Source organism: Prosthecodimorpha hirschii (assembly GCF_001305515.1).
Taxonomy (GTDB): Bacteria; Pseudomonadota; Alphaproteobacteria; order Rhizobiales; family Ancalomicrobiaceae; genus Prosthecodimorpha; species Prosthecodimorpha hirschii.
Window position 1 is genome coordinate 2,097,387 of sequence record NZ_LJYW01000001.1, and the last position, 20,520, is coordinate 2,117,906.

The 20,520-nt window shown below is 71.0% G+C and carries 17 protein-coding genes; 4 read left to right on the forward strand and 13 right to left on the reverse strand.

Features of this window, described 5'->3' with window-relative positions; genetic code table 11:
* Positions 1-305 precede the first annotated feature (305 nt).
* Both ABB55_RS09200 and ABB55_RS09210 read right to left on the reverse strand, forming a co-directional pair.
* Positions 306-908, reverse strand: a complete 603-nt coding sequence (locus tag ABB55_RS09200) for a VOC family protein (RefSeq protein WP_054358548.1) — start codon at positions 906-908, stop codon at positions 306-308.
* Positions 909-1,540: 632 nt separating this feature from the next.
* On the reverse strand, positions 1,541-2,668 hold the full coding sequence (locus ABB55_RS09210; protein WP_054361934.1) for a PA0069 family radical SAM protein: 1,128 nt from the start codon (positions 2,666-2,668) through the stop codon (positions 1,541-1,543).
* 224 nt (positions 2,669-2,892) lie between these two features.
* On the opposite strand from ABB55_RS09210, the gene ABB55_RS09215 reads away from it, so the two are divergent.
* Positions 2,893-3,570 carry a glycosyltransferase gene (locus tag ABB55_RS09215; RefSeq protein WP_054358550.1) on the forward strand — a complete coding sequence of 226 codons (678 nt, stop codon included), beginning with the start codon at positions 2,893-2,895 and terminating at the stop codon, positions 3,568-3,570.
* Between the two features lie 65 nt (positions 3,571-3,635).
* On the opposite strand, the gene moaB is transcribed toward ABB55_RS09215, so the two are convergent.
* Both moaB and ABB55_RS09225 read right to left on the reverse strand, forming a co-directional pair.
* On the reverse strand, positions 3,636-4,205 hold the full coding sequence (gene moaB, locus ABB55_RS09220; RefSeq protein WP_054358551.1) for a molybdenum cofactor biosynthesis protein B: 570 nt from the start codon (positions 4,203-4,205) through the stop codon (positions 3,636-3,638).
* Positions 4,206-4,307: 102 nt separating this feature from the next.
* Positions 4,308-4,664, reverse strand: a complete 357-nt coding sequence (locus ABB55_RS09225) for an ArsR/SmtB family transcription factor (RefSeq protein WP_054358552.1) — start codon at positions 4,662-4,664, stop codon at positions 4,308-4,310.
* 276 nt (positions 4,665-4,940) lie between these two features.
* On the opposite strand from ABB55_RS09225, the gene ABB55_RS09230 reads away from it, so the two are divergent.
* Together ABB55_RS09230 and ABB55_RS09235 are read left to right on the forward strand one after the other, a co-directional pair.
* A complete protein-coding gene (locus tag ABB55_RS09230) occupies positions 4,941-5,609 on the forward strand; it encodes an HAD family hydrolase (protein ID WP_054358553.1) in 669 nt (222 codons plus the stop codon).
* An 88-nt stretch (positions 5,610-5,697) separates the two neighbouring features.
* On the forward strand, positions 5,698-7,173 hold the full coding sequence (locus ABB55_RS09235) for an AMP nucleosidase (RefSeq protein WP_054358554.1): 1,476 nt from the start codon (positions 5,698-5,700) through the stop codon (positions 7,171-7,173).
* A 108-nt stretch (positions 7,174-7,281) separates the two neighbouring features.
* Here the strand turns inward: ABB55_RS09235 and ABB55_RS09240 are convergent, their stop codons facing one another.
* Both ABB55_RS09240 and mutY read right to left on the reverse strand, forming a co-directional pair.
* Positions 7,282-8,397, reverse strand: coding sequence for a trypsin-like serine peptidase (locus tag ABB55_RS09240; protein WP_054358555.1), 1,116 nt, complete (start codon positions 8,395-8,397; stop codon positions 7,282-7,284).
* A 101-nt stretch (positions 8,398-8,498) separates the two neighbouring features.
* Complete coding sequence (mutY, locus tag ABB55_RS09245) at positions 8,499-9,557, reverse strand: A/G-specific adenine glycosylase (protein ID WP_054358556.1); 1,059 nt, start codon at positions 9,555-9,557, stop codon at positions 8,499-8,501.
* Between the two features lie 172 nt (positions 9,558-9,729).
* Between mutY and ABB55_RS09250 the strand changes: the two genes are divergently transcribed.
* Positions 9,730-10,878 carry a site-specific DNA-methyltransferase gene (locus ABB55_RS09250; RefSeq protein ID WP_083463485.1) on the forward strand — a complete coding sequence of 383 codons (1,149 nt, stop codon included), beginning with the start codon at positions 9,730-9,732 and terminating at the stop codon, positions 10,876-10,878.
* Between the two features lie 332 nt (positions 10,879-11,210).
* Here the strand turns inward: ABB55_RS09250 and glyS are convergent, their stop codons facing one another.
* The 7 genes from glyS to ABB55_RS09285 all read right to left on the reverse strand — a co-directional run bounded on the left by glyS (position 11,211) and on the right by ABB55_RS09285 (position 20,432).
* Positions 11,211-13,487 carry a glycine--tRNA ligase subunit beta gene (gene glyS, locus ABB55_RS09255; protein ID WP_054361935.1) on the reverse strand — a complete coding sequence of 759 codons (2,277 nt, stop codon included), beginning with the start codon at positions 13,485-13,487 and terminating at the stop codon, positions 11,211-11,213.
* Between the two features lie 274 nt (positions 13,488-13,761).
* The gene (locus tag ABB55_RS09260; protein WP_054358558.1) at positions 13,762-14,253 is read right to left on the reverse strand and encodes a F0F1 ATP synthase subunit B family protein; all 492 of its coding nucleotides are present in this window, start codon (positions 14,251-14,253) and stop codon (positions 13,762-13,764) included.
* 9 nt (positions 14,254-14,262) lie between these two features.
* Positions 14,263-14,814, reverse strand: a complete 552-nt coding sequence (locus ABB55_RS09265) for a F0F1 ATP synthase subunit B (protein ID WP_054361936.1) — start codon at positions 14,812-14,814, stop codon at positions 14,263-14,265.
* 140 nt (positions 14,815-14,954) lie between these two features.
* Entirely contained in the window at positions 14,955-15,179 is a 225-nt protein-coding gene (locus ABB55_RS09270; RefSeq protein ID WP_054358559.1) for a F0F1 ATP synthase subunit C, read from the reverse strand.
* 86 nt (positions 15,180-15,265) lie between these two features.
* Positions 15,266-16,024 (reverse strand): F0F1 ATP synthase subunit A, encoded by a 759-nt coding sequence (locus ABB55_RS09275; protein WP_054358560.1) that lies wholly within the window; start codon positions 16,022-16,024, stop codon positions 15,266-15,268.
* A gap of 189 nt (positions 16,025-16,213) precedes the next feature.
* The gene (locus ABB55_RS09280; protein ID WP_152981989.1) at positions 16,214-16,519 is read right to left on the reverse strand and encodes an AtpZ/AtpI family protein; all 306 of its coding nucleotides are present in this window, start codon (positions 16,517-16,519) and stop codon (positions 16,214-16,216) included.
* A gap of 454 nt (positions 16,520-16,973) precedes the next feature.
* A complete protein-coding gene (locus ABB55_RS09285; protein WP_054358561.1) occupies positions 16,974-20,432 on the reverse strand; it encodes a chromosome segregation SMC family protein in 3,459 nt (1,152 codons plus the stop codon).
* Positions 20,433-20,520 lie beyond the last annotated feature (88 nt).

A 20,520-nucleotide genomic window follows, 5' to 3' on the forward strand; every position in this document is an offset into this window, starting at 1 on the left:
GAAAACCGCCCGATCCACCCCCTCATCCGCCCTTCGGGCACCTTCTCCCCCGTTGGGGGGGCGAAGGGGATAACCGTTGCGGGATTTCGGAAATCAATGCACGCGATACCCCGGCTCCTTCCCTTCTCCCCTTGCGGGAGAAGGTGCCCGAAGGGCGGATGAGGGGTTGCGATGCCGCGGGCATGACGGATTGTCCGGTCCCGCTCGAACCGCGAATCTGGTGGAAAACCGCTCGTTAGCAGGCTGCGGCACGCGGATGGGGCCGCGAGGGCCGTCCTCGATCGCTTCTGACGGCGGGCGACGGTTCAATCCGGCAGTCGGACGGCGCCGGTCTCGTCGAAGCTCCAGAACGGGTTGTGGGCGACTTCCCAGAGATGGCCGTCGGGGTCGGCGAAATAGGCTGTGTAGCCGCCCCAGAAGGCCTTGCCGGGTGGGCGGGTGACGCGGGCGCCGGCGCCGGCGGCGCGGGCCATCACGGCCTCGACTTCGGCCGGGGACGCGACGTTGCAGGCGATGGTGACGGCGGAAAAGGCGCTTTGGCCTCCGGTGCCCGCGGGGCTCTCGGCGCTTGCGGTGCTCACGGGGCTTGCTGGACTCTCGGGGCCTGCGGGGCTCTCGGGGCTGATGGCCCCCTGCCCGGCGGGCCGATCGCCGTCCGGTTTCGTGCCGTCCGGGCTTCCGTCAGTCGGTCGGGGGGCGTCGGGCCGGCCCGCGGCGGCGGTCAGGCCGGCATCCTCGGCCAGGGCCGCCCGGCCGAACACGGACAGGACCAGCGGGCCGACCTGGAAGAAGGCCACTGCCCCGGCCACGCTCTGCGCGGAGCGGACGAAGCCGAGCCGCTCGTAGAAGGCGGCGCTCGCCTCGACATCGGCGACGCCGAGCGTGATCAGATGAATGCGCGGGACCATCTTCGTCCTCCTCTCCAGCGTTGTTCGTCCAATCCGGGCCGCGGTCTCGGTGCCGGAGCCGGTCCGGTCCGGTCCGCGTGCCGATGCCCTTGTGCCAGACAAAGACGTCGTCCGCCCGCGTTCCGGCCGGATCCCGGCATCCGCCGCCGCCATGCCGGCGGTCCGTGCGGGAGGGCCCGGGGGCCGCGGCGGCGAACCGGTCAGCCTTGGGATCGGTCGCGCCTGCGAACCGCTCCACGGTGGGATCGGCCGCGGCGGCGAAACGGTCCGCCTGTGCATCGGCCGACGCCAACGAACCGGCCCGGCTTTCTATCGGCCGACGCCAACGAACCGGACCGGCTTTTCATCGACCGACACCGGCGAACCGGTCCGGCTTTCCATCAGCCGACACCGGTGAAACGGTCCGGTTTTCCATCGACCGACGCCGGCGAACCGGTTCGGCTTTCCATCGGCCAACACCGGCGACCCGGTCCGGCTTTCCTTCTACCGACGCCAGCAAACCGGCCCGGCTTTCCTTCTGCCGGCACCGGCGAACCGGCACGGCTTTACACCAGCCCGGGATGCCGCACCCTGCCTGGGGCGCCGCACCGTCGCCGGCCCCCGCCGCCCCGCCGCGCCGTCGGCAGCCGGTTCTAGAACAGGCTGAGTTGCACACCGCGTCCGACCGGGGGCTCGAACAGGTCGGCCCTGAGCCGGGTGCGGCCGCCCTTCTGCAGGCCGAGCTTCTTGACCTGCAGTTCGAAGCGGCGGGCGATCTGCCAGGCATAGGGGCCGGCGCCGCGCATGCGCTTGCCCCAGGTCGAATCGTAATCCTTGCCGTCGCGCATCGCCCGGATCAGCGACATGACATGGCGATAGCTGTCCGGCCGGTTGACCAGCAGCCATTGCCGGAAGAGTTCGGAGACCTCGAGCGGCAGGCGCAGCAGGACATAGCCGGCCTCGCGCGCGCCGGCCGCCTGGGCGGCATCGAGGATGCGCTCGATCTCGTGATCGGTCAGCGCCGGGATGATCGGCGCCACCATCACGGCGGTCGGCACGCCGGCTTCGGACAGTTCGCGGATCGCGTCCAGCCGCCGGCGCGGGCTGGCGGCGCGCGGCTCCATCGCGCGGGCGAGCCGGCCGTCGAGCGTCGTCACCGAGAGCGCCACCTTGGCGAGGCCCTTGGCGCCCATCCGGCCGAGAATGTCCTTGTCGCGCGTGACCAGATGCGACTTGGTCACGATCGCGACCGGGTGGTTGGTGCGTTCCAGCACCTCCAGCACCTCGCGCATGATCCGGTGCGTCTTCTCGATCGGCTGGTAGGGGTCGGTGTTGGTGCCGATCGCGATGGTGCGGCACTGGTAGCCGGGCTCGCCCAGTTCGCGCTCCAGCATCGCCGCCGCATTCGGCTTGACGAACAGCTTCGTCTCGAAATCGAGCCCCGGCGACAGGCCCATATAGGCGTGGGTCGGCCGGGCGAAGCAGTAGACGCAGCCGTGCTCGCAGCCGCGATAGGGGTTGATCGAGCGGTCGAAGGAAATGTCCGGCGACTGGTTGCGCGTGATGATCCGCTTCGGCTTCTCGACCTGGACCTCGGTCTTCAGCGGCGGCAGGTCGTCGAGGCTGTCCCAGCCGTCGTCGACGGCGACGCGCACTTCCGTCTCGTAGCGCCCGCTGGCATTGGTCACCGCACCCCGGCCGCGCCGCCGCTCGGCGTCGATCCGGGCGCCGATCTCCTCCGGTGCCGGCTCGAACACCTCCTCGGGCGACGGCTCGAACATCTCGTCCGGCGATGCCGCCATCCCGCCATCGGCGACCACCCGCCGGGCCGCGCCGCCGCGCGTTGTGCGCCGGACAGGCGCATCCGGAGCCGAGTTTTGAATGTTTCGAAGCGGGGCCATGGTAAAAAGCTACCAAGCCGCACCGAACAAATCAAGAACATTCACGAAAATTCGACAGATGGCCTCTTGGGCGACTCCCGACAGCATGGCTGACCTGTTATGACATGGCCATGCTTTCCGTGGTCATCCCGACCCTCAATGCCGAAGAAGGTCTCCTGCGCACGCTGGCCTCGCTGGTCCCGGCAGCAGCGGAGGGAGCCATTCGCGAAGTCGTCGTGGTCGACGGCGGGTCGCGCGACGGCACCGAGAAGGTCGCCGAGGCGGCCGGCTGCACGCTGCTGCAGCATCCCGGCCCGTGGGGCGAGCGCGTCGGACAGGGCGTCGCCATCGCGCGCCGGGCGCCCTGGCTGATGATCCTGCCGCCCAACGTGCTGCTCGAAGGCGAGTGGTTCCGCGAGGTGATGGCCTTTGCCGAGCGGGCCGAGCGCAACGGCGCGGCCGGCGAGGCGGCGGCGTTCCGGCTGGCCTTCGACGCTTTCGGCTGGCGCGCCCGGGTTGCGGAGGGCACCGTCGGGGTGGCCAGTTCGGTCTTCGGGCTGCCGCTGCCCGAGCAGGGTCTGATCCTGAGCCGGCGGGCCTGGGACACGGCGCGTCGGCACGCCCCGATCCGCGACCACCGCGACCTGATCGGCCGGATCGGGCGCCGGTCCATCCATATTCTGCGGTCCAACGCGGTCGCGATCGCCAGCCGGCACGACGGCCGCGAACTTCCGGCCGGCGGCGCCATCGCCCGTCATGTGCTCGCCGCCCTCGGCGTGCCGATCCGCGCCACGGGCGCCTGACCGCGAGGCGCCTGATCGCGGCGTCCCTGCCGATATCGGCACGCCTGCGGCCGTCCGGCCGGGCCTCAGCCCGGAACCGGCTGGCCGCGCAGCTTGCCGCGCTTCAGGTGCTCGTCGAGCCGCGGCATGATCTCCACGAAATTGCACGGCTGGTGGCGATAGTCGAACTGCGCCGCCAGGATGCCGTCCCAGGCGTCCCGGCAGGCACCGGGGGAACCGGGCAGGCAGAAGATGAAGGTGCGGCCGGCGAGGCCCGCCGTGGCGCGCGACTGGATCGTGGAGGTGCCGATCTTGTCGTAGGACAGGCGGTGGAACACGATCGAAAAGCCATCCATGCGCTTGTCGAACAGCGGTTCGACCGCCTCGGGCGTCACGTCGCGGCCGGTGAAGCCGGTGCCGCCGGTGGTGATCACCACGTCGATCCGCTCCTCGGCGATCCAGGTCCCGACGATCATACGGATTTCGTCGACAGCGTCCGGCACGATCGCGCGTTCGGCGAGTTCGTGACCGGCCGCCGCGATGCGCTCGGCGAGGAGGTTGCCCGACCTGTCGTCGGCCAGCGTGCGGCTGTCCGAGACGGTCAGGAGCGCGATCCTGACCGGGATGAAGGGCTTGGTTTCGTCCAGTCTCGACATGGTGGCCCGCTCCGTCTCAATGCGCGATCGCCTTGGTCTAAGCCAGCGGCGCGCCGGCGCCAATCCGCAGGATGCCGGGTCCGCCCTCCCCGGATGACGCGGTCAGACGGCGGCGGCCACATGGCCGCGGACGCAGATCGACTCGCTGCGCCGGGCCGCCAGCACGCTGGCGATCACGCCGGGGAAGCGCCGCTCGACCTCGTCGATGCGCAGGCGGTTGAGCAGTTCGACGCCGCGCCGCTCGCTGCGCACCAGGCCGGCCTCGCGCAGGATGCGGAAATGGTGCGACAGGGTCGACTTCGACAGCCCCTGCAGCTCCTTGGCCGACGAGATGCAGTTCATCTCGCAGCCCGCCGTCGACAGGCAGAGCACGATATCGAGACGGACCGGATCGGACAGCGCATGCAGCAGGGCCGCAAGCGTCACGTCTTCGATCGCCGGATGGGAGAGTGGGCGCATGTCCTGTCCGTTCTCGGGCGCCTGCCGGGCATGCGCTGGAAAGGCGGCCCGGGGTCCGCGCCGCCAATGCCAATGTGGTTCGCCGCGCCCGCGGATTCAATCGCCGATGCCGCCGGCTGGCGCAGACGTGAAGGCCGGCGGCCGGTTTGCCCGCGCAAATCGGGCACTTGGGTCCGCGCGGATGCGGGGCCGGCAGGGCTCGCCTGCCCGGCGGGGCGTTCCGTTCCGTCGCCCGAGGCGCTATGACGGCGCCTGACCTGGAGACGGAAGGCCGACATGCTGGTGATATTCGACTGCGACGGCACCCTGATCGATTCCGAGATCATCGCCTCGGCCATCGACGCGGAAGCCCTGACCCGGCTCGGCCGGCCGACCACGCCGGCGGAATTCTCCCGCCGCTTCACCGGCATCCCCTACCGCGACATCTGGGCGCTGATCGAGCAGGAACTCGGCCGCCCGCTGCCGGACGGCTTCCTGGAGGAGATGAAGACGGTCTCGCACAAGCGCTTCGCCGAGGAGCTGACGGTGATCGACGGGGTCCATGACGCGGTCGCGGCGGTCGCCGGCCTCGGGCTGAAGCGCTGCATCGCCTCCTCGACCCAGCTTGAGGGCCTGCGCCGCAACCTGACCACGACCGGCCTGCTCGACGTGTTCGATCCGCATGTCTTCTCGGCCAGCCAGTGCGCGCGCGGCAAGCCGGCACCGGACGTGTTCCTGCTCGCCGCCTCGCAGATGGGCTCCGATCCGGCCGATTGCCTGGTGGTCGAGGATTCGGTTGCCGGCGTCACGGCGGCGCGCCGGGCCGGCATGCCGGTGATCGGCTTCACCGGCGGCGGGCATGCCGACGACGAACTGGCCGACCGGCTGAGCGCCGCCGGCGCCGCCGTGGTGCTGTCCGCCATGCGCGACCTGCCGCGCATCGCCGCCGCGCATTTCGGCGTCTGATCGGCGGCGCGGACCGTCGGGCGGCCCCTTGACCCCTGCCGGATCGGCGCCGATGGTCCGGACCGTCCGAGCCATCCGGAGTTCCGCCATGCTGGGCGTCGATTCGCCGCCGCCGATCGCCTTCGAGGACTTCACCGCCGCCGAGCCGGCCGTCGAACGGCTCGAAGCTCTCTATCGCCGCAATACCGGCTTCCTGGCCGAACGCTTCGCGGCGGTGATGTCCGGCGCGATGCCGTCGGGTCGGGTCCGGGCCTGCTATCCGGAAATCCGCGTCGGCACCGATACCCATGCCCGGCTCGATTCCCGGCTCGCCTACGGCTTCGTGCACGGCCCCGGCACCTATGCGACCACGATCACCCGGCCGGATCTCTTCCGCAGCTATCTGGTCGAGCAGATCGGGCAGGTCATCCGCAATCACGGCGTGGCGGTCGGCATCGGCGAATCGCAGACCCCGATCCCGCTGCATTTCGCCCTGGCCGGGGATGCGGGCCTGTCCTTCGAAAGCGCCGCCCGGCTCGACCGGCCCTTGCGCGACGTGTTCGACGTGCCGGATCTGGCCAATACCGACGACGCCATCGTCAATGGCGAGCAGCGGCTGGCGCCGGGCGCGCCCGGACCGCTCGCGCCCTTCACGGCGCCGCGCATCGACTATTCGCTGCACCGGCTCGCCCACTACACGGCGACGCAAGCCGAGCATTTCCAGAACTTCGTGCTGTTCACGAACTACCAGTTCTATATCGACGAGTTCGTCGCCCTGGCGCGCGCCCGCATGGCCAGCGGCGACGGCGTCTTCGAGGCCTTCGTCGAGCCCGGCAACGTCATCACCCGGCCGGGCGCCTCGGCGCCGTCGGGCGGCCAGGCGCCGGCGCGGCTGCCGCAGATGCCGGCCTATCATCTGGTCCGGCCCGGTCATGCCGGCATCACCATGATCAATATCGGCGTCGGCCCGTCCAATGCGAAGACCATCACCGACCATGTCGCGGTGCTGCGGCCGCATGCCTGGGTGATGCTCGGCCACTGCGCCGGCCTGCGCAACACGCAGAAGCTCGGTGACTACGTGCTCGCCCATGCCTATGTGCGCGAGGACCACGTGCTCGACGCCGACCTGCCGGTCTGGGTGCCGATCCCGGCCCTGTCGGAGATCCAGGTGGCGCTGGAGGAATCGGTTGCGGAAGTGACCGGTCTGACCGGCTGGGAGCTGAAGTCGATCATGCGCACCGGCACGGTCGCCACCATCGACAACCGGAACTGGGAGCTGCGCGACCATTCCGAGCCGGTCCGCCGCTTCTCGCAGTCGCGCGCCATCGCGCTCGACATGGAATCCGCCACCATCGCGGCCAACGGCTTCCGCTTCCGCGTCCCCTACGGCACGCTGCTGTGCGTCTCCGACAAGCCGCTGCACGGCGAACTGAAGCTGCCCGGCATGGCCAGCGAATTCTATCGCCGGCAGGTCAACCAGCACCTCGCCATCGGCATCCGCGCCATGGACAAGCTGCGCGCCATGCCGTCGGAACGGCTGCATTCGCGCAAGCTGCGCAGCTTCGAGGAGGTCGCGTTCCAGTAGACGTCCGCCCCGGTGTCTGCCCGCCGGCGGCAAACAAAAACCGCCGGCCGCGTTCGACGCGCCGGCGGTTTTCGTATCGGAGCGACCGGCTCGCGGCCGATCAAGCGGTCAGCAATTGCCGGCGAGACGCGCGCAGGCGGTCGTGCGCATGGCGGTGAAATCGGCGTTGAGGATCGAGGAGCCCTGGTAGAAGGAGGGCGAGGGGCCGCCGGCCGGGCCGTAGGAGGTGACGCCGACGATGCGGTTGGCGACCGAATTGGCGATCAGCTGGCCGGAGCCGACCACGCCGAAATCCTCGATCCAGGGGCCGCCCGACGAGCCGCCGGCCATCGACGACCCCATCACGCCCGAGGACGAGCCATAGGGACGCGTCTCGCCCTGGTTGGCGATCATCCGTCCGCCCGAGTCGATGTTGCCCGGATAGCCGAGCGCGGTCAGGTGGTTGTAGTTGAGCCGGGCGGTCGCCGTCGCATAGTAGCCGAGATAGCCGCCGATGGTGCGCGACACGCCGCCGATGGTCTGGTTGGCGATCTCGATGATGCCGAAGTCCGAGACGTTCGGAACCGTGCCGCCGCCATTCTGCCAGGCCGGGGTGGTGTAGACCGCCGACCAGGTCCACTGCCCGTAGGGCTGGGTGCCGAGCGTGGCATTGTAGCCGGGCGTGAAGCGGAAGTCGGTGTAGAAGCGCTTGCCGGTGGCGTTGTAGACGCAATGGCCCGCGGTCAGCACGAGGCGGTAGGAGATGATCGCCGCCGTGCACATGTACCAGCTGTTGGTCGTGCTATCGCGGAAGATCAGCTTGCCGGCCATGCGGTAGGGAGCCGTCGAGACCGCCGTGTCCGGGAACACCCGTGTCGTCGTGAACGGATAGCCCGACGTGCCCTTCGAGCGGCTGTCGTCGTTGCCGGCATCGTAACGGATCAGAGGCCCGTTCCAGTCGGCCGGCGGCGGCAGGGCGTCGGACTCGGCCGGCACCGGCTCGTCGGCCGGCACGAAGCCCGGGAAGACCTGCGGCGTGCCCTTGGCGGCCGCCTTGCCACCGGAGCCCTTGCTTTCCCTGGGCAGCGGCAGCGGGGCGATCGCGCGCAGCTGTTCGGTGGTCAGGTCGGCCGGCTTCTGCCGGCTCGGATTGACGATCCAGGTCTGTGCGGCGGCCGCGCCGGCGCCGGCAAGCGTCAGGGTGGCGGCCAGGGCCGGAACGGCGAGAAGAATTGTGCGGGACATGCGGCAATCCGGTTTGCGGTCGATCCTGTTTCCGCTTGTAACGTGCTCCCGTTACGGAAGATTGCCGCCGATCCGTCAAATTGTGTGCAACTGCGCGATTGTCAGGATCCGAACGCCTTCTGGGCGGCGCCGACCACCTTGCGCATCACGCTCGGCAGCGCCTCGCCGGCGAGATCGGCGGCGGTCGACCACCAGAAGCCGTCCGGAGCGGGATCGCCGGCCGGCCGGCGCGCCAGCCGGACCTCCAGGATCAGATGGAAATGCGTGAAGGTGTGTTCGATCCGGCCGGCCGCCGCCCAGGGGCCGGGCAGAGGCGGGCTCTCGGCCGGCGCGGCCGGCGTCCAGTCGGTCGACGGCACCTCGCTCATGCCGCCGAGCAGGCCCTTCGGGGGGCGGCGGCGGAGCAGAACCGCGCCGTCGGATCGCATCGCCACATAGGCGATGCCGCGCCGGGTCGGCCGTTCGGCTTTCGCCCTCCTGCGCGGATAGGTCTCCGGCGCGCCCGCGGCGCGACCGCGGCAGGCCTCGGACCAGGGGCAGAGCGGACAGGCCGGCTTGCGCGGCGTGCACAGAGTGGCGCCCAGATCCATCATGGCCTGCGCGAAGTCGCCCGCCCGCCGCTGCGGGGTCAGCGTCGCGGCAAGCCGCTTCAAGGCCGGCTTGGCATCGGGCAGCGGCTCCTCGACAGTGAACAGCCGGGAGACCACCCGCTCGACATTGCCGTCGACCACGGTGGCCGGCCGGTCGAAGGCGATCGCCGCGATCGCCGCGGCCGTATAGGCGCCGATCCCGGGCAGCGCCAGCAGCGCGGCTTCTGTGTCCGGAAACCGTCCGCCATGCCGTTCGGCGACGGCATCGGCGCAGGCCTTCAGGTTGCGGGCGCGAGAATAGTAGCCGAGCCCGGCCCAGGCCTTCATCACCTCCGCCTCGTCGGCGGCGGCGAGATCGCAGACCCGCGGCCAGCGCGCCAGGAAGGCTTCGAAATAGGGCTTCACCGCCGTCACGGTGGTCTGCTGCAGCATGACCTCCGACAGCCAGATCCGATAGGGATCCGGCTTCGCCCCGGCCGCCCGGTCGGCGGGGCCGATCCGCCAGGGCAGGCGGCGATGGTGGCGGTCGTACCAGGCGAGAAGGGCTGCCGAATCGGGTCGCGTCGTCATGGGGCGATCCTGGCAATGCCGGAGCCGCGGGAAAAGCCGCGGACGCCGCCGGCGGTGCGGCGCCGTCGATCCGGCGCCCAGCTTTCATCGCCCGTTCCGGCGCTTAACGTCGCTTTTACCGAATTGGGTAACCTTAATGTTGGTATCCGCGTAACCCGGACGAGTGGTGTTCATGAGTATAGTGCGTAAGGTTGCGACGGCGCGTGCCGTCCGCCCCTCGTCCTCCGTTGCTTCACCGGCCGAGGCCTGGCTCGATCGCATCCATATCGGCGACTGCGTGGCCGAGATGGCCCGCATGCCGGCCGCCTCCGTCGATCTGGTCTTCGCCGACCCGCCCTACAATCTGCAGCTCGAAGGCCAGTTGCACCGGCCCGACCAGAGCCGGGTCGACGCAGTCGACGACGCCTGGGACCGGTTCGACAGCTTCGAGGCCTATGACGCCTTCACGCGCGCCTGGCTGATTGCGGCGCGCCGCCTGCTCAAGCCCGACGGCGCCCTGTGGGTGATCGGCTCCTATCACAACATCTTCCGGGTCGGCACGATCCTGCAGGATCTCGGCTTCTGGATCCTAAACGACGTGGTCTGGCGCAAGACCAACCCGATGCCGAACTTCAAGGGCCGCCGCTTCCAGAATGCCCACGAGACCCTGATCTGGGCCTCGCGCAGCCAGGAGGCCAAGCGCTACACCTTCAACTACGACGCCCTGAAGGCCTTCAACGAGGACCTGCAGATGCGCTCCGACTGGCTGATCCCGATCTGCACCGGCGGCGAACGGCTGAAATCGGAGGGCGGCGACAAGGTCCACCCGACCCAGAAGCCGGAGGCGCTGCTGCACCGCGTGCTGCTCGCCTCGACCGAGCCCGGCCATGTGGTGCTCGATCCGTTCTTCGGCACCGGCACGACCGGCGCCGTCGCCCGCCGCCTCGGCCGCCGCTTCATCGGCATCGAGCGCGACCGCACCTATGCGGCCGCCGCCGAGGCCCGCATCGCCACCGTCGAACCGGCCTCCGACGCCGCGCTCGCCGTCATGCGCGGCAAGCGGGCCGAACCGCGCATTCCCTTCGGCAGCCTGGTCGAACAGGGCCTGGTCGCCCCCGGCGAGACCGTGCAGGACGCCCGCGGCCGCCACAAGGCGACGGTCCGCGCCGACGGTTCGCTGCAATCCGGCGAGACCACCGGCTCCATCCACCGCGTCGGCGCCGTGCTCCAGGAACTCGACGCCTGCAACGGCTGGACCTTCTGGCACGTGCTGCGCGACGGCCGCCCGGTCCTGATCGACGACCTCCGCAAGACCGTCCGCGACGCCCTCGGCGACGGCTGACGCCAGGCCCCTGGGCCGTCGGCCCGGCCGCAGGTCGCGCCGGACCGCAAGACCTTCATCCTGCCGCGTCATCGCAACCCCTCATCCGCCCTTCGGGCACCTTCTCCCGCAAGGGGAGAAGGGGAAGGAGCCGCGAGATCGCGTGCGCCGATTTCCGCTATCCCTCAACCCGGGTGCGCGGACTTCCCCCAATCCCTCAACGCGTTACTCCCTTCTCCCCCCAAGGGGGGAGAAGGTGCCCGAAGGGCGGATGAGGGGGTCGATCGTGCGTCAACGCCCCAAGGCGGCGGTCCGGCTACCCGGCCGCCGCGCGCCGTCACACCGGCTCGGGCCTACCCGGCGATCTTCGAGAAATCGGCGACGGCGTGGCAGGCGGCGCGGATTTGGTCGAGGAGGCGGAGGCGGTTGAGGCGGAGGGCGGGGTCGGCGGCGTTGACCAGGATCTTGTCGAAGAAGGCGTCGACCGGAGCACGCAGGGCGGAAAGCGCCGTCATGGCGGCGGCGAAATCCTCGCGCGCCACGGCCGCGGCGGCGGCCGGGGCGGCGGTTGCGATGGCGGCGGCGAGCGCCTGTTCCTCGGCCTCGGCGAGGAGGCCCGGATCGACCGCGCCGGTGACGGCGGCGGCGTCCTTCTTCTCCTCGGCCTTCAGGATGTTGACCGCGCGGCGATAGCCGGCGAGCAGGTTGCGCCCGTCCTCGCTCGACAGGAAGCCGCCGAGCGCCTCGACCCGGCGGACGATCGAGACCACGTCGTCCTGTCCGCCGAGCCCGAAGACCGCGTCGACCAGATCGTGCCGGGCGCCCTGCTCGCGCAGCTGCACCTTGAGGCGGTCGGCGAAGAAGGCGAGCAGGTCGAGGCTCTTCAGCCAGGCCTCCTGGACGGTCGCCTCGGCATAGGATTCGACCGCGCGCGGATCGGCGACCGGCGCCAGCAAGCGTTCGCGCAAGGCGACCATGACGGTCTCCGGCACGCCGGCGGAGGCCAGTTCATCGGCGATATCCATCTGCCGGTCGACCGCCACCAGGCGCTTGTCGAGCATGATCTCGCCGAAGGGCGCCGGCATCGCGGCCAGCAGCGGCAGCCGCACGCCGTTCGACAACAGGATCCGGATCACGCCGAGCGCGGCGCGGCGCAGCTGGTAGGGGTCCTTGGAGCCGGTCGGCTTCTCGTCGATCGCCCAGAAGCCGATCAGGGTGTCGAGCTTGTCGGCCAGCGCGACCGCGATCGCGACCGGGTCGGTCGGCACGCGGTCGGACGGGCCCTGCGGCCGGTAGTGGTCCTCGATCGCGCGGGCGACCGCCGGATCCTCGCCCTGCAGCGCGGCGTAGCGGCCGCCCATCAGGCCCTGCACTTCCGGGAACTCGCCGACCACTTCGGTCAGGAGGTCGGCCTTGGCGAGCGTCGCCGCCCGGGCGGCAAGGTCCGCGTCGGCACCGACGGCGGGCGCCAGGTCGCGGGCGAGCCGGACGATGCGCTCGATGCGCTCGGCCTGGGTGCCGAGCTTCTCGTGGAAGACGATGCCGAGGTCGCGCATCTTGGCGAGGCGCTGGTCGAGCGGCTTCAGCCCGCGGTCGCCGTAGCCCGGCAGGTCGCGCTGGTCGGTCTCCCAGAAATGGCGCGCGTCGGACAGGCGCGCGCGCACCACGCGGCCGTTGCCGGCCGTGATTGCGACGCCGTCGTCGCTGGCGATGATGTTGGAGACCAGGATGAAGCGGTTGGCGAGGCGCTGGTCGACATGTTGCGAGCGCAGCACGAAGCATTTCTGGTTGGCCCGGATGGTCGCGCGGATGACCTCGCCCGGCACCGCCAGGAAGGCCTCCTCGAAGGCACCCATCAGCACGACCGGCCATTCGACCAGCCCGGCGACCTCCTCCAGGAGGCCGTCGTCCTCGATCAGTTCGAGCCCTTGCGCGAGCGCCAGATCCTTGGCGTCGTGCAGGATGATGTCCTTGCGCCGGTCGGCGTCGAGGATCACGTAGGCCGCCTGCAGCCTGGCCGAATAGTCGTCGAAGCGTTTCACCGTGATCGGGCCGGGCGCCATGAAGCGGTGGCCGTAGGTGACGTTGCCGGAGCGGATGCCGTCGATCTCGAAGGGCACGATGTCGGGCTCCTCGGTCTCCGGGCCGAAGGTGCAGACGATCGAATGCAGCGGCCGCACCCAGCGCAGGGAGCCGGTGCCCCAGCGCTGCGACTTCGGCCAGGGGAAGTTGCGCACCACCTGCGGCACCAGATCGGCGATCACGTCGATCGCCGCCCGGCCCGGCTTCTTCTGGCGGGCGACGTAGAACTCGCCCTTCTTGGCGTCGGCGACGATCTCCGCCTCGTCGATCGAGGCGAGGCCGGCCGCCTTCAGGAAGCCCTGCAGGGCGGCCTCGGGGGCGCCGACGCGCGGCCCCTTCTTCTCTTCGGTCTGGTCGGGCGACCGGGCCGGCACGCCGGTCACCTGTAGCGCCAGCCGGCGCGGCGTCGCATAGGCCTTGGCGCCCTCGTAGATGAGACCCGCCGCGACGAGACCGTCCGTGATCGCCTTCCTGAGGTCCTCCGCGGCCTTGCGCTGCATGCGCGCGGGGATTTCTTCGGAAAAGAGTTCGAGCAGCAGATCGGGCATGGTCATGGCTCACGGCAGGGCGCCGGCTGAGGCGCGAAGGAACGTCCGGCCCGCGACGGGCAGGCGCGACCGAGGGCGGACGGGCGCGAGGACGCGACGCCCGCGGGCGCGCGAGGCCGCACCTCGGGACGGCTCTCGTCTAGCCCCGCCGCGCGGCTTTGTCAGCCCCGGGCGTCCCGAAAAGCAGGCCCCCGAAAAGCAGGCGCCCGGAAAAGACGAAGGCCCGCGACCGTTTCCGGACGCGGGCCCTGTCGGGTTCGAAACGGTCGGTCCGTCAGGCCAGCTTGGCGCGCACGTCGGAGACGGCGTTGCGCACCAGCGCGTCGGCCACATCGCCCTTGACCTTGACGGCCAGCAGCGCCGTGGCGGCCTCGACGGCGACATCCGCCGCACGGGCACGGACCTCGGCGAGCGCCTGGGTCTCGGCCTGGCCGATCTTCGCTTCCGCCGCCTTGGTCCGGCGGGCGATCATCTCTTCGAGCGACTTGGTGGCTTCGGCGGTGAGGCGCGCGGCCTCGGCCTTGGCCTCCTCGACGATCTTGGCCGCCTCGGCTTCGGCGCCGGCCGTCTTGGCCTTGTACTCGGCCAGGAGCGCACTCGCCTCGGCGCGCAGACGCGCGGCCTCGGCAAGGTTGTCGTCGATCTTCTTGGCCCGGTCGTCGAGGGCACCGGCGATCTTGCCCGGCACCTTCAGGACCACCATGGCAACCAGGAAGATCACCAGGGCAACGAAGGCCCAGAAGCTAGCGTAACCTGTCGCGTCCATCGGTCGTCCTCACTTGGCCATCGCGGTGCCGACCGCGCCGGCGACCTCGTCGCGGCTCGCCGACACGCTGGTCAGCGCCGACACGAGCGCTTCGGCGGTCTCGATCGCGATCGAGCCGACCTCGCCCAGGGCGCGCGCCTTGATCTCGCCGATCCGGTTTTCGGCTTCCGCCAACCGGGCGCCCAGAGAGGCTTCGGCAGCGGCACGCTTGGCGTCCATGTCGGCGTTGAGCGCCGCACGGGTCTCGGTGGCGATCGCCTGCGCCCGGGCGCGGGCGGCGGCGAGGCTTTGTTCATAGGCGGCGAGCGCGGCGTCGGTCTCGGCCTTGAGGCGCTGGGCCTCGGCCAGATCACGCGCGATCCGGTCGCTGCGGGCCTCCAGGATACCGCCGATCCGGGGCAGAATCACCTTGGAGACGACCCACAGAAGGGCCACGAAGGTGATCGCGAGCCAGAGCAGCTGGGAGGCGAAGGTCGAGGAGTCGAACGGCGGGAAGCCGCCGGCATGGGCCTCGCCGCCGCCGTGGCCGACCTCGGCATGAGTCGTGGGAGTCTGAGCCATGATGGTCCCCGGAGGAGGATGGACGGATTCGGCCCGCCCCGATCCGTCGGGGGAGCCGAATACGGTCTTCTTGCCGGTGCCGGCCGTCTGCCGCCGCAACCGGCCCCGTCAGGGCGCCGGCCTCGGCGGCAGCGGATCGATCAACGGAACAGGAGCAGCAGCGCGACGAGCAGCGAGAAGATGCCCAGCGCTTCGGTCACGGCGAAGCCGAAGATCAGGCGGCCGAACTGGCCGTCGGCAGCCGCCGGGTTGCGCAGGGCGCCCGCCAGGTAGTTGCCGAAGATGGTGCCGAGACCAATGCCGGCGCCGCCCATGCCCAGGCAAGCGATACCAGCGCCGATGAGAGCGGCAGCGTCAGCGTTCATGTCGATGCTCCTTCTTGGGTGATCCGGCGATCTCGCGATCGGATTGGGGATCGTGGATGGGTAGGCTCTCGGCGGGACGCCCGGGCTCAGTGGCCCGGATGCACCGCGTCGTTCAGGTACATGCAGGTCAGCACGGTGAACACGTAGGCCTGCAGGAACGCGACCAGGAACTCCAGCGCGGTCAGCGCGATCGTCATGGCCAGCGGCAGAAGCGAACCGACGACGCCGATACCGCCCAGCGCACCGAGCGAGAAGACGAAGCCGGCGAAGACCTTGAGGGTGATGTGGCCCGCCAGCATGTTGGCGAAGAGACGGACCGAGAGGCTGATCGGACGCGAGAGGAACGAGATGACCTCGATCGCGGTGACCAGCGGGATGAGCGCCATCGGCACGCCGTGCGGCACGAACAGGCCGAAGAAGTGCAGGCCATGCCGCCAGATGCCGTAGCCGACCACCGTCAGGATGACCACCATGGCGAGCGCGAAGGTCACGATGATGTGGCTGGTCACAGTGAAGAAGTAGGGCACCATGCCGAACAGGTTGGCGAACAGCACGAAGGAGAACAGCGAGAAGACGAGCGGGAAGAACTTCATGCCTTCCTGGCCGGCCGCATTCCGCAGCGTGGTCGCGACGAACTCGTAGAGCATCTCGGCGACCGACTGGGCGCGGCCCGGAACCAGCGCGCGGCTCGTGGTCGCCCAGGTGGCGAACAGCGTGATCGCGGCGACCGTCAGGACCATGAACAGCGCGGAATTGGTGAAGGACAGGTCGAGACCGCCGACCTTGATCGGAAGGATCTTCACGATCGCAAACTGGTGAAGTGGATCGACCTTCTCGCTCGCCACCGCTCGGTCCTCGCAACCATTGGGGGCCCGATGGACCCCGCCTCCGACATGATCGGAGCCGACCGGCGGGCTATCACCCACGATCGGCTCCTCGAAACGTCAAGCGCGCGAAGCGCTAGCAGATGCGGACGCCGATGGCATCCGAATTCTTTGCGTCCTGCCCGGCCTTGTCGCCCGTCAGGAAGCCGCTCAGCCCTTCGGCGAACCGCCGGCACCCGGCCCGCCGCCCGGATCGGATCCGCGCTTGCGGAGCCGTTCGGTCGGCTGGGCGATGGCGCCCTGCGAGCGCAGGACGTTGAGCACCCCGGCGGCAAAACCGAGCATCAGGAACAGGATCAGACCGAACGGCCGCGTTCCCGCCACCCAGTCGATGCCATACCCGATCGCGGCACCGACCAGCACCCCCGCGACGAATTCCGACCCGACCTTCAGCGCCTCGGCGAACCCGCCGCCTTGCCGCGCCGGCCCGCCGGCTTGCGCCGCCCTGGCCGGCATCCGCGCATCGAGCTCGCGCTCGAGCCGCTTCAGCCGATCGTCGAATTCCGCCCGATCCGGCGCCCCCGACGGACCCGCTGGGCGGTTCCGATCGGTCGCGTCCGATCCGCGATCTTGCGATCCACGTTCCCCGGAGGACTGGTCTGCGGACATTGCCTCACCCCGCTCTTTATCCATTCGACACCATGCCGTACCGAAAGAACGGGTTCCCGCCCCTTCGGTTCACGCATGCGGTCAGCATGGACAAGACGACGTGACGCCACCCCGAAGCCGGCGGCACCATAGTTTCCCGTCAGGAGCCTGTCAAGGATCGCGGATTATCTATTATCTCATTGATTTCACGACACGAACACCGTTTGCGACGAATTCGCCGCACGGCTCCGCACCCTCGCAATTGGTCGAAGTTGCCGCAGTGCAGCGTCGGGACGGCAGCCGGCCACCGGAGACGGTGCGGTCAGACCGCTTCCAGGAAGCGTTCGGCGCGTTCCAGGTCCACGGAGACGAGCTGCGAGACGCCGCGTTCGGCCATGGTCACGCCGAACAGGCGGTCCATCCGCGCCATGGTGATCGGGTTGTGGGTGATCACCACGAAGCGGGTGTCGGTGCGCCGGCTCATGTCGTCGAGGAGATCGCAGTAGCGCTCGACATTGGCGTCGTCGAGCGGCGCATCGACCTCGTCGAGCACGCAGATCGGGGCCGGGTTGGTCAGGAACACGGCGAAGATCAGCGCCATCGCGGTCAGCGCCTGCTCGCCGCCGGAGAGCAACGTCATGGTCGAGGGCTTCTTGCCCGGCGGCCGGGCCATGATCTCCAGGCCCGCCTGCAGCGGATCGTCGGATTCGACCAGCTGGAGCTCGGCCGTGCCGCCGCCGAAGAGATGGGTGAAGAGCGAGCGGAAATGGCCGTTGACGGTCTCGAAGGCCGCCATCAGCCGTTCGCGGGCCTCCCGATTCAGGCTCGCGATGCCCTGGCGCAGGCGCTTGATCGCCTCGATCAGATCGTCGCGCTCGCCGACCAGCGTATCGCGCCGCGTCTCGACCTCGCGCGCCTCGTCGTCGGCGCGCAGATTGACCCCGCCGAGCTTCTCGCGCTCGACCTTCAGACGCTCGACGCGCGTCTCCAGGGCGCCGAGATCCGGGCGCCGGGCGGCCGGATCGAGCCCGGCCAGCGCGGCGAGCCCGGCCGGCGCGCTGTCGAAGGTCTCGGCGATCGCCTGCTCGATCTCGGCCGCACGGCCGCGCGCCGCCGCCTGGCGCTCCTCCGCGCGGCCGCGCGCCTCGCGGGCGGCGGAGAGCGCGTCGAGCGCGGCGCGGGCGATCCGGTCGGTCTCCTTGGCGTCGCGCTCGGCGGTGTCGAGGGCGGCATCGGCGGCGGCCAGCGCGCCCTCGGCGCGGGCGATCTCGGCGGCGAGCGCGATCCGGCGCTCGGCCAGTTCCTCGGGCCGGTCGACCAGCGCCTCCTTCTCGATCTCCGCGTCCTCGCGCCGGCGATCGAGCACGGCCAATTGGCTGCGCGCATTCTCGGCCCGGGCGAGCCAGGCCGACCGCTCCCGGCCGATCGCCTCCAGCCGGCGCCGGCGCAGATCGGCCTCGCGGGCGAGGCCCTGGGCGGCGGCGCGCCGTTCCACGGCCTCGGCGCGCGCGGTGGCGACGGCGGCGCGGAGAACGGCCAGCCGCTCGTCCAGGCCTGCGGCCGGCGGCAGGGCATCGAGGGCCGCGCGGCTCGCCGCTGCGGCGGCCTCGGCGTCGGCGGCCTCCGCGACCAGCCGGGCGAGCGCGGCCTCCTCGGCGGCGAGCCGCGCGGCGAGGTCGGCGGCGGCCCGTTCGGCCTTGGCGAGCGTGTCGCGGGCGGTCTCGGCGCGACGGCGCGCCTCGCGCAGGGTCTCGCGGGCGGCGCGTTCGCCGGCCTCGGCGGTCCCGATCGCGGCGCGGGCCTGTTCGGCTTCGCTCTTCAGCGCCTGCTGGGTGGCGCGGGCCGCGTCCAGGAGCCCTTCGAGGGCGGCGAGCCGGTTGCGTCCGGACAGGCGCTGCGCCGCCGCGGTCGGCGCGCCGGCCGTCATGGCGAGGCCGTCCCAGCGCCAGAGATCGCCGGCGCGGGAGACGAGACGCTGCCCGGCGGCGAGCCGCTTCTGCAGCGCCGGGCCATCGGCCGGATCGACCAGGCCGACCTGGGCGAGGCGGCGGGCCAGAAGCGCCGGCGCGCGGACATGGGCGGCGAGCGGCGCGGCGCCCTCCGGCAGGGCCGGGTCGGCCTCGGCGGATCCGGGCGGGCGCCAATGAACCGGCGCGGCCGGATCGGTGCCGGCATCGAGATCGTCGCCGAGCGCGGCGGCAAGCGCGGCCTCGCAGCCGGCCTCGACCTCGATCTGGTCGATCACCGGCGGCCACAGATCGAGCCCGCCGACATTGAGCAGGCCGGACAGCGTCCGTGATTCGGTCTCCAGGCGCTGGACCGTCCGCTCGGCCTCGGTCAGCGGCCCGCGGGCGCGCTCCGCGGCCGCACGCGCCGTGCGCACCGCCTCCTCGGTTTCCAGGGCGTGCGCTTCGGCGGCCTCGACCGCCTCCGCGGCGGCCTCGGCCGCCTCCCGCTCGGCCACGAGCCCGTCATAGGCGGCGATCCGCCCAGCCAGGGCGTCGCGCTCGGCGGCGACGGTCTCGGACTGAGCGGCCAGCCGGGCCACGCGGTCGGCGGCGGCGGCAACATCGCGCTCCAGCGCGGCGCGGCGCGCGACCACATCGGCGGCGGCGCTGCGCAGGGCGTGCTCCTCGGCCTCGGCCTCGGCGAGACGGGCCTCCGCGTCGGCCAGCTGGTCGGCCAGCTCGGCGGCATGCTCGGCGCCGTCCTCGGCCTCCGCGGTCAGGTCGGCCGCCTCCGCGTCGAGGACCGAGACGGCCTCGCCGGTATCGCCGGCCAGCCGCTCCTCGCGCAGCCGGTCCTCGGCGAGCTGGATCAGGCGCCGGTCGATCTCGGCCAGGCGCTCGCGCACCCGCCGCCCCTCCGCCTCGATCTCGCCGACCGCGAGACGCAGGCGCTGCAGGGTCGCGCCGGCCGCCGCATGGGCTTCGCGCAACCCCGGCAGCCCATGCGCGGCGACGGCCTGATCGCGCGCGGCATGCGCCTGGGCCTCGGCGACCTCGGTCTGGCGCCGTTCGGCTCCCGTGAGCGCGGCCTCGGCCTCGGCCAGCTGCTCGCGGGCCGCGATCCATTTCAGCCAGGCGATGGCCGCCTCCGCCTGACGGATCTCCGCCGACAGAAGGCGGTAGCGGGAGGCCTGGCGGGCCTGGCGCTTGAGGCCGTCGAGCTGGCCGTCGATCTGGGTCAGGACATCTTCGAGCCGCTCCAGATTCTGTTCGGCGGCGCGCAGGCGGATCTCGGCCTCGTTGCGGCGCGAATGCAGGCCCGAAATGCCCGAGGCCTCCTCCAGGATGGCGCGGCGCTGGGTCGGCTTGGCGGCGATCAGCTCGCCGATCTGGCCCTGGCGCACCATGGCGGGCGAACGGGCGCCGGTGGAGGCATCGGCGAACAGCATCTGCACGTCGCGGGCGCGCACGTCGCGGCCGTTGATCCGGTAGACCGAGCCGGATTCGCGCTCGATCCGACGCGAAACCTCCAACAGGTCGTGGTCGTTCAGCGCGGCCGGCGCGCGGCGGTCGGCATTGTCGAGAAACAGGGTGACTTCGGCGGCGTTGCGGGCCGGGCGCTGGTGGCTGCCAGAGAAGATCACGTCGTCCATGCCGGACGCGCGCATGTTTTTGTAGGAATTCTCGCCCATGACCCAGCGCATGGCCTCGACAAGGTTCGACTTGCCGCAGCCGTTCGGCCCCACCACGCCGGTGAGGCCAGTCTCGATCAGGAAATCGGTCGGCTCGACGAAGGTCTTGAACCCGACGAGCCGGAGCTTGGTGAATCTCACGAGGCGCCCACTCCGCACCCGGGCGGCGCGCCGGACCAGGACCGGCCGGCCGCCCCGGTCATGTCCGGGACGGACCGCGGCTCAATCG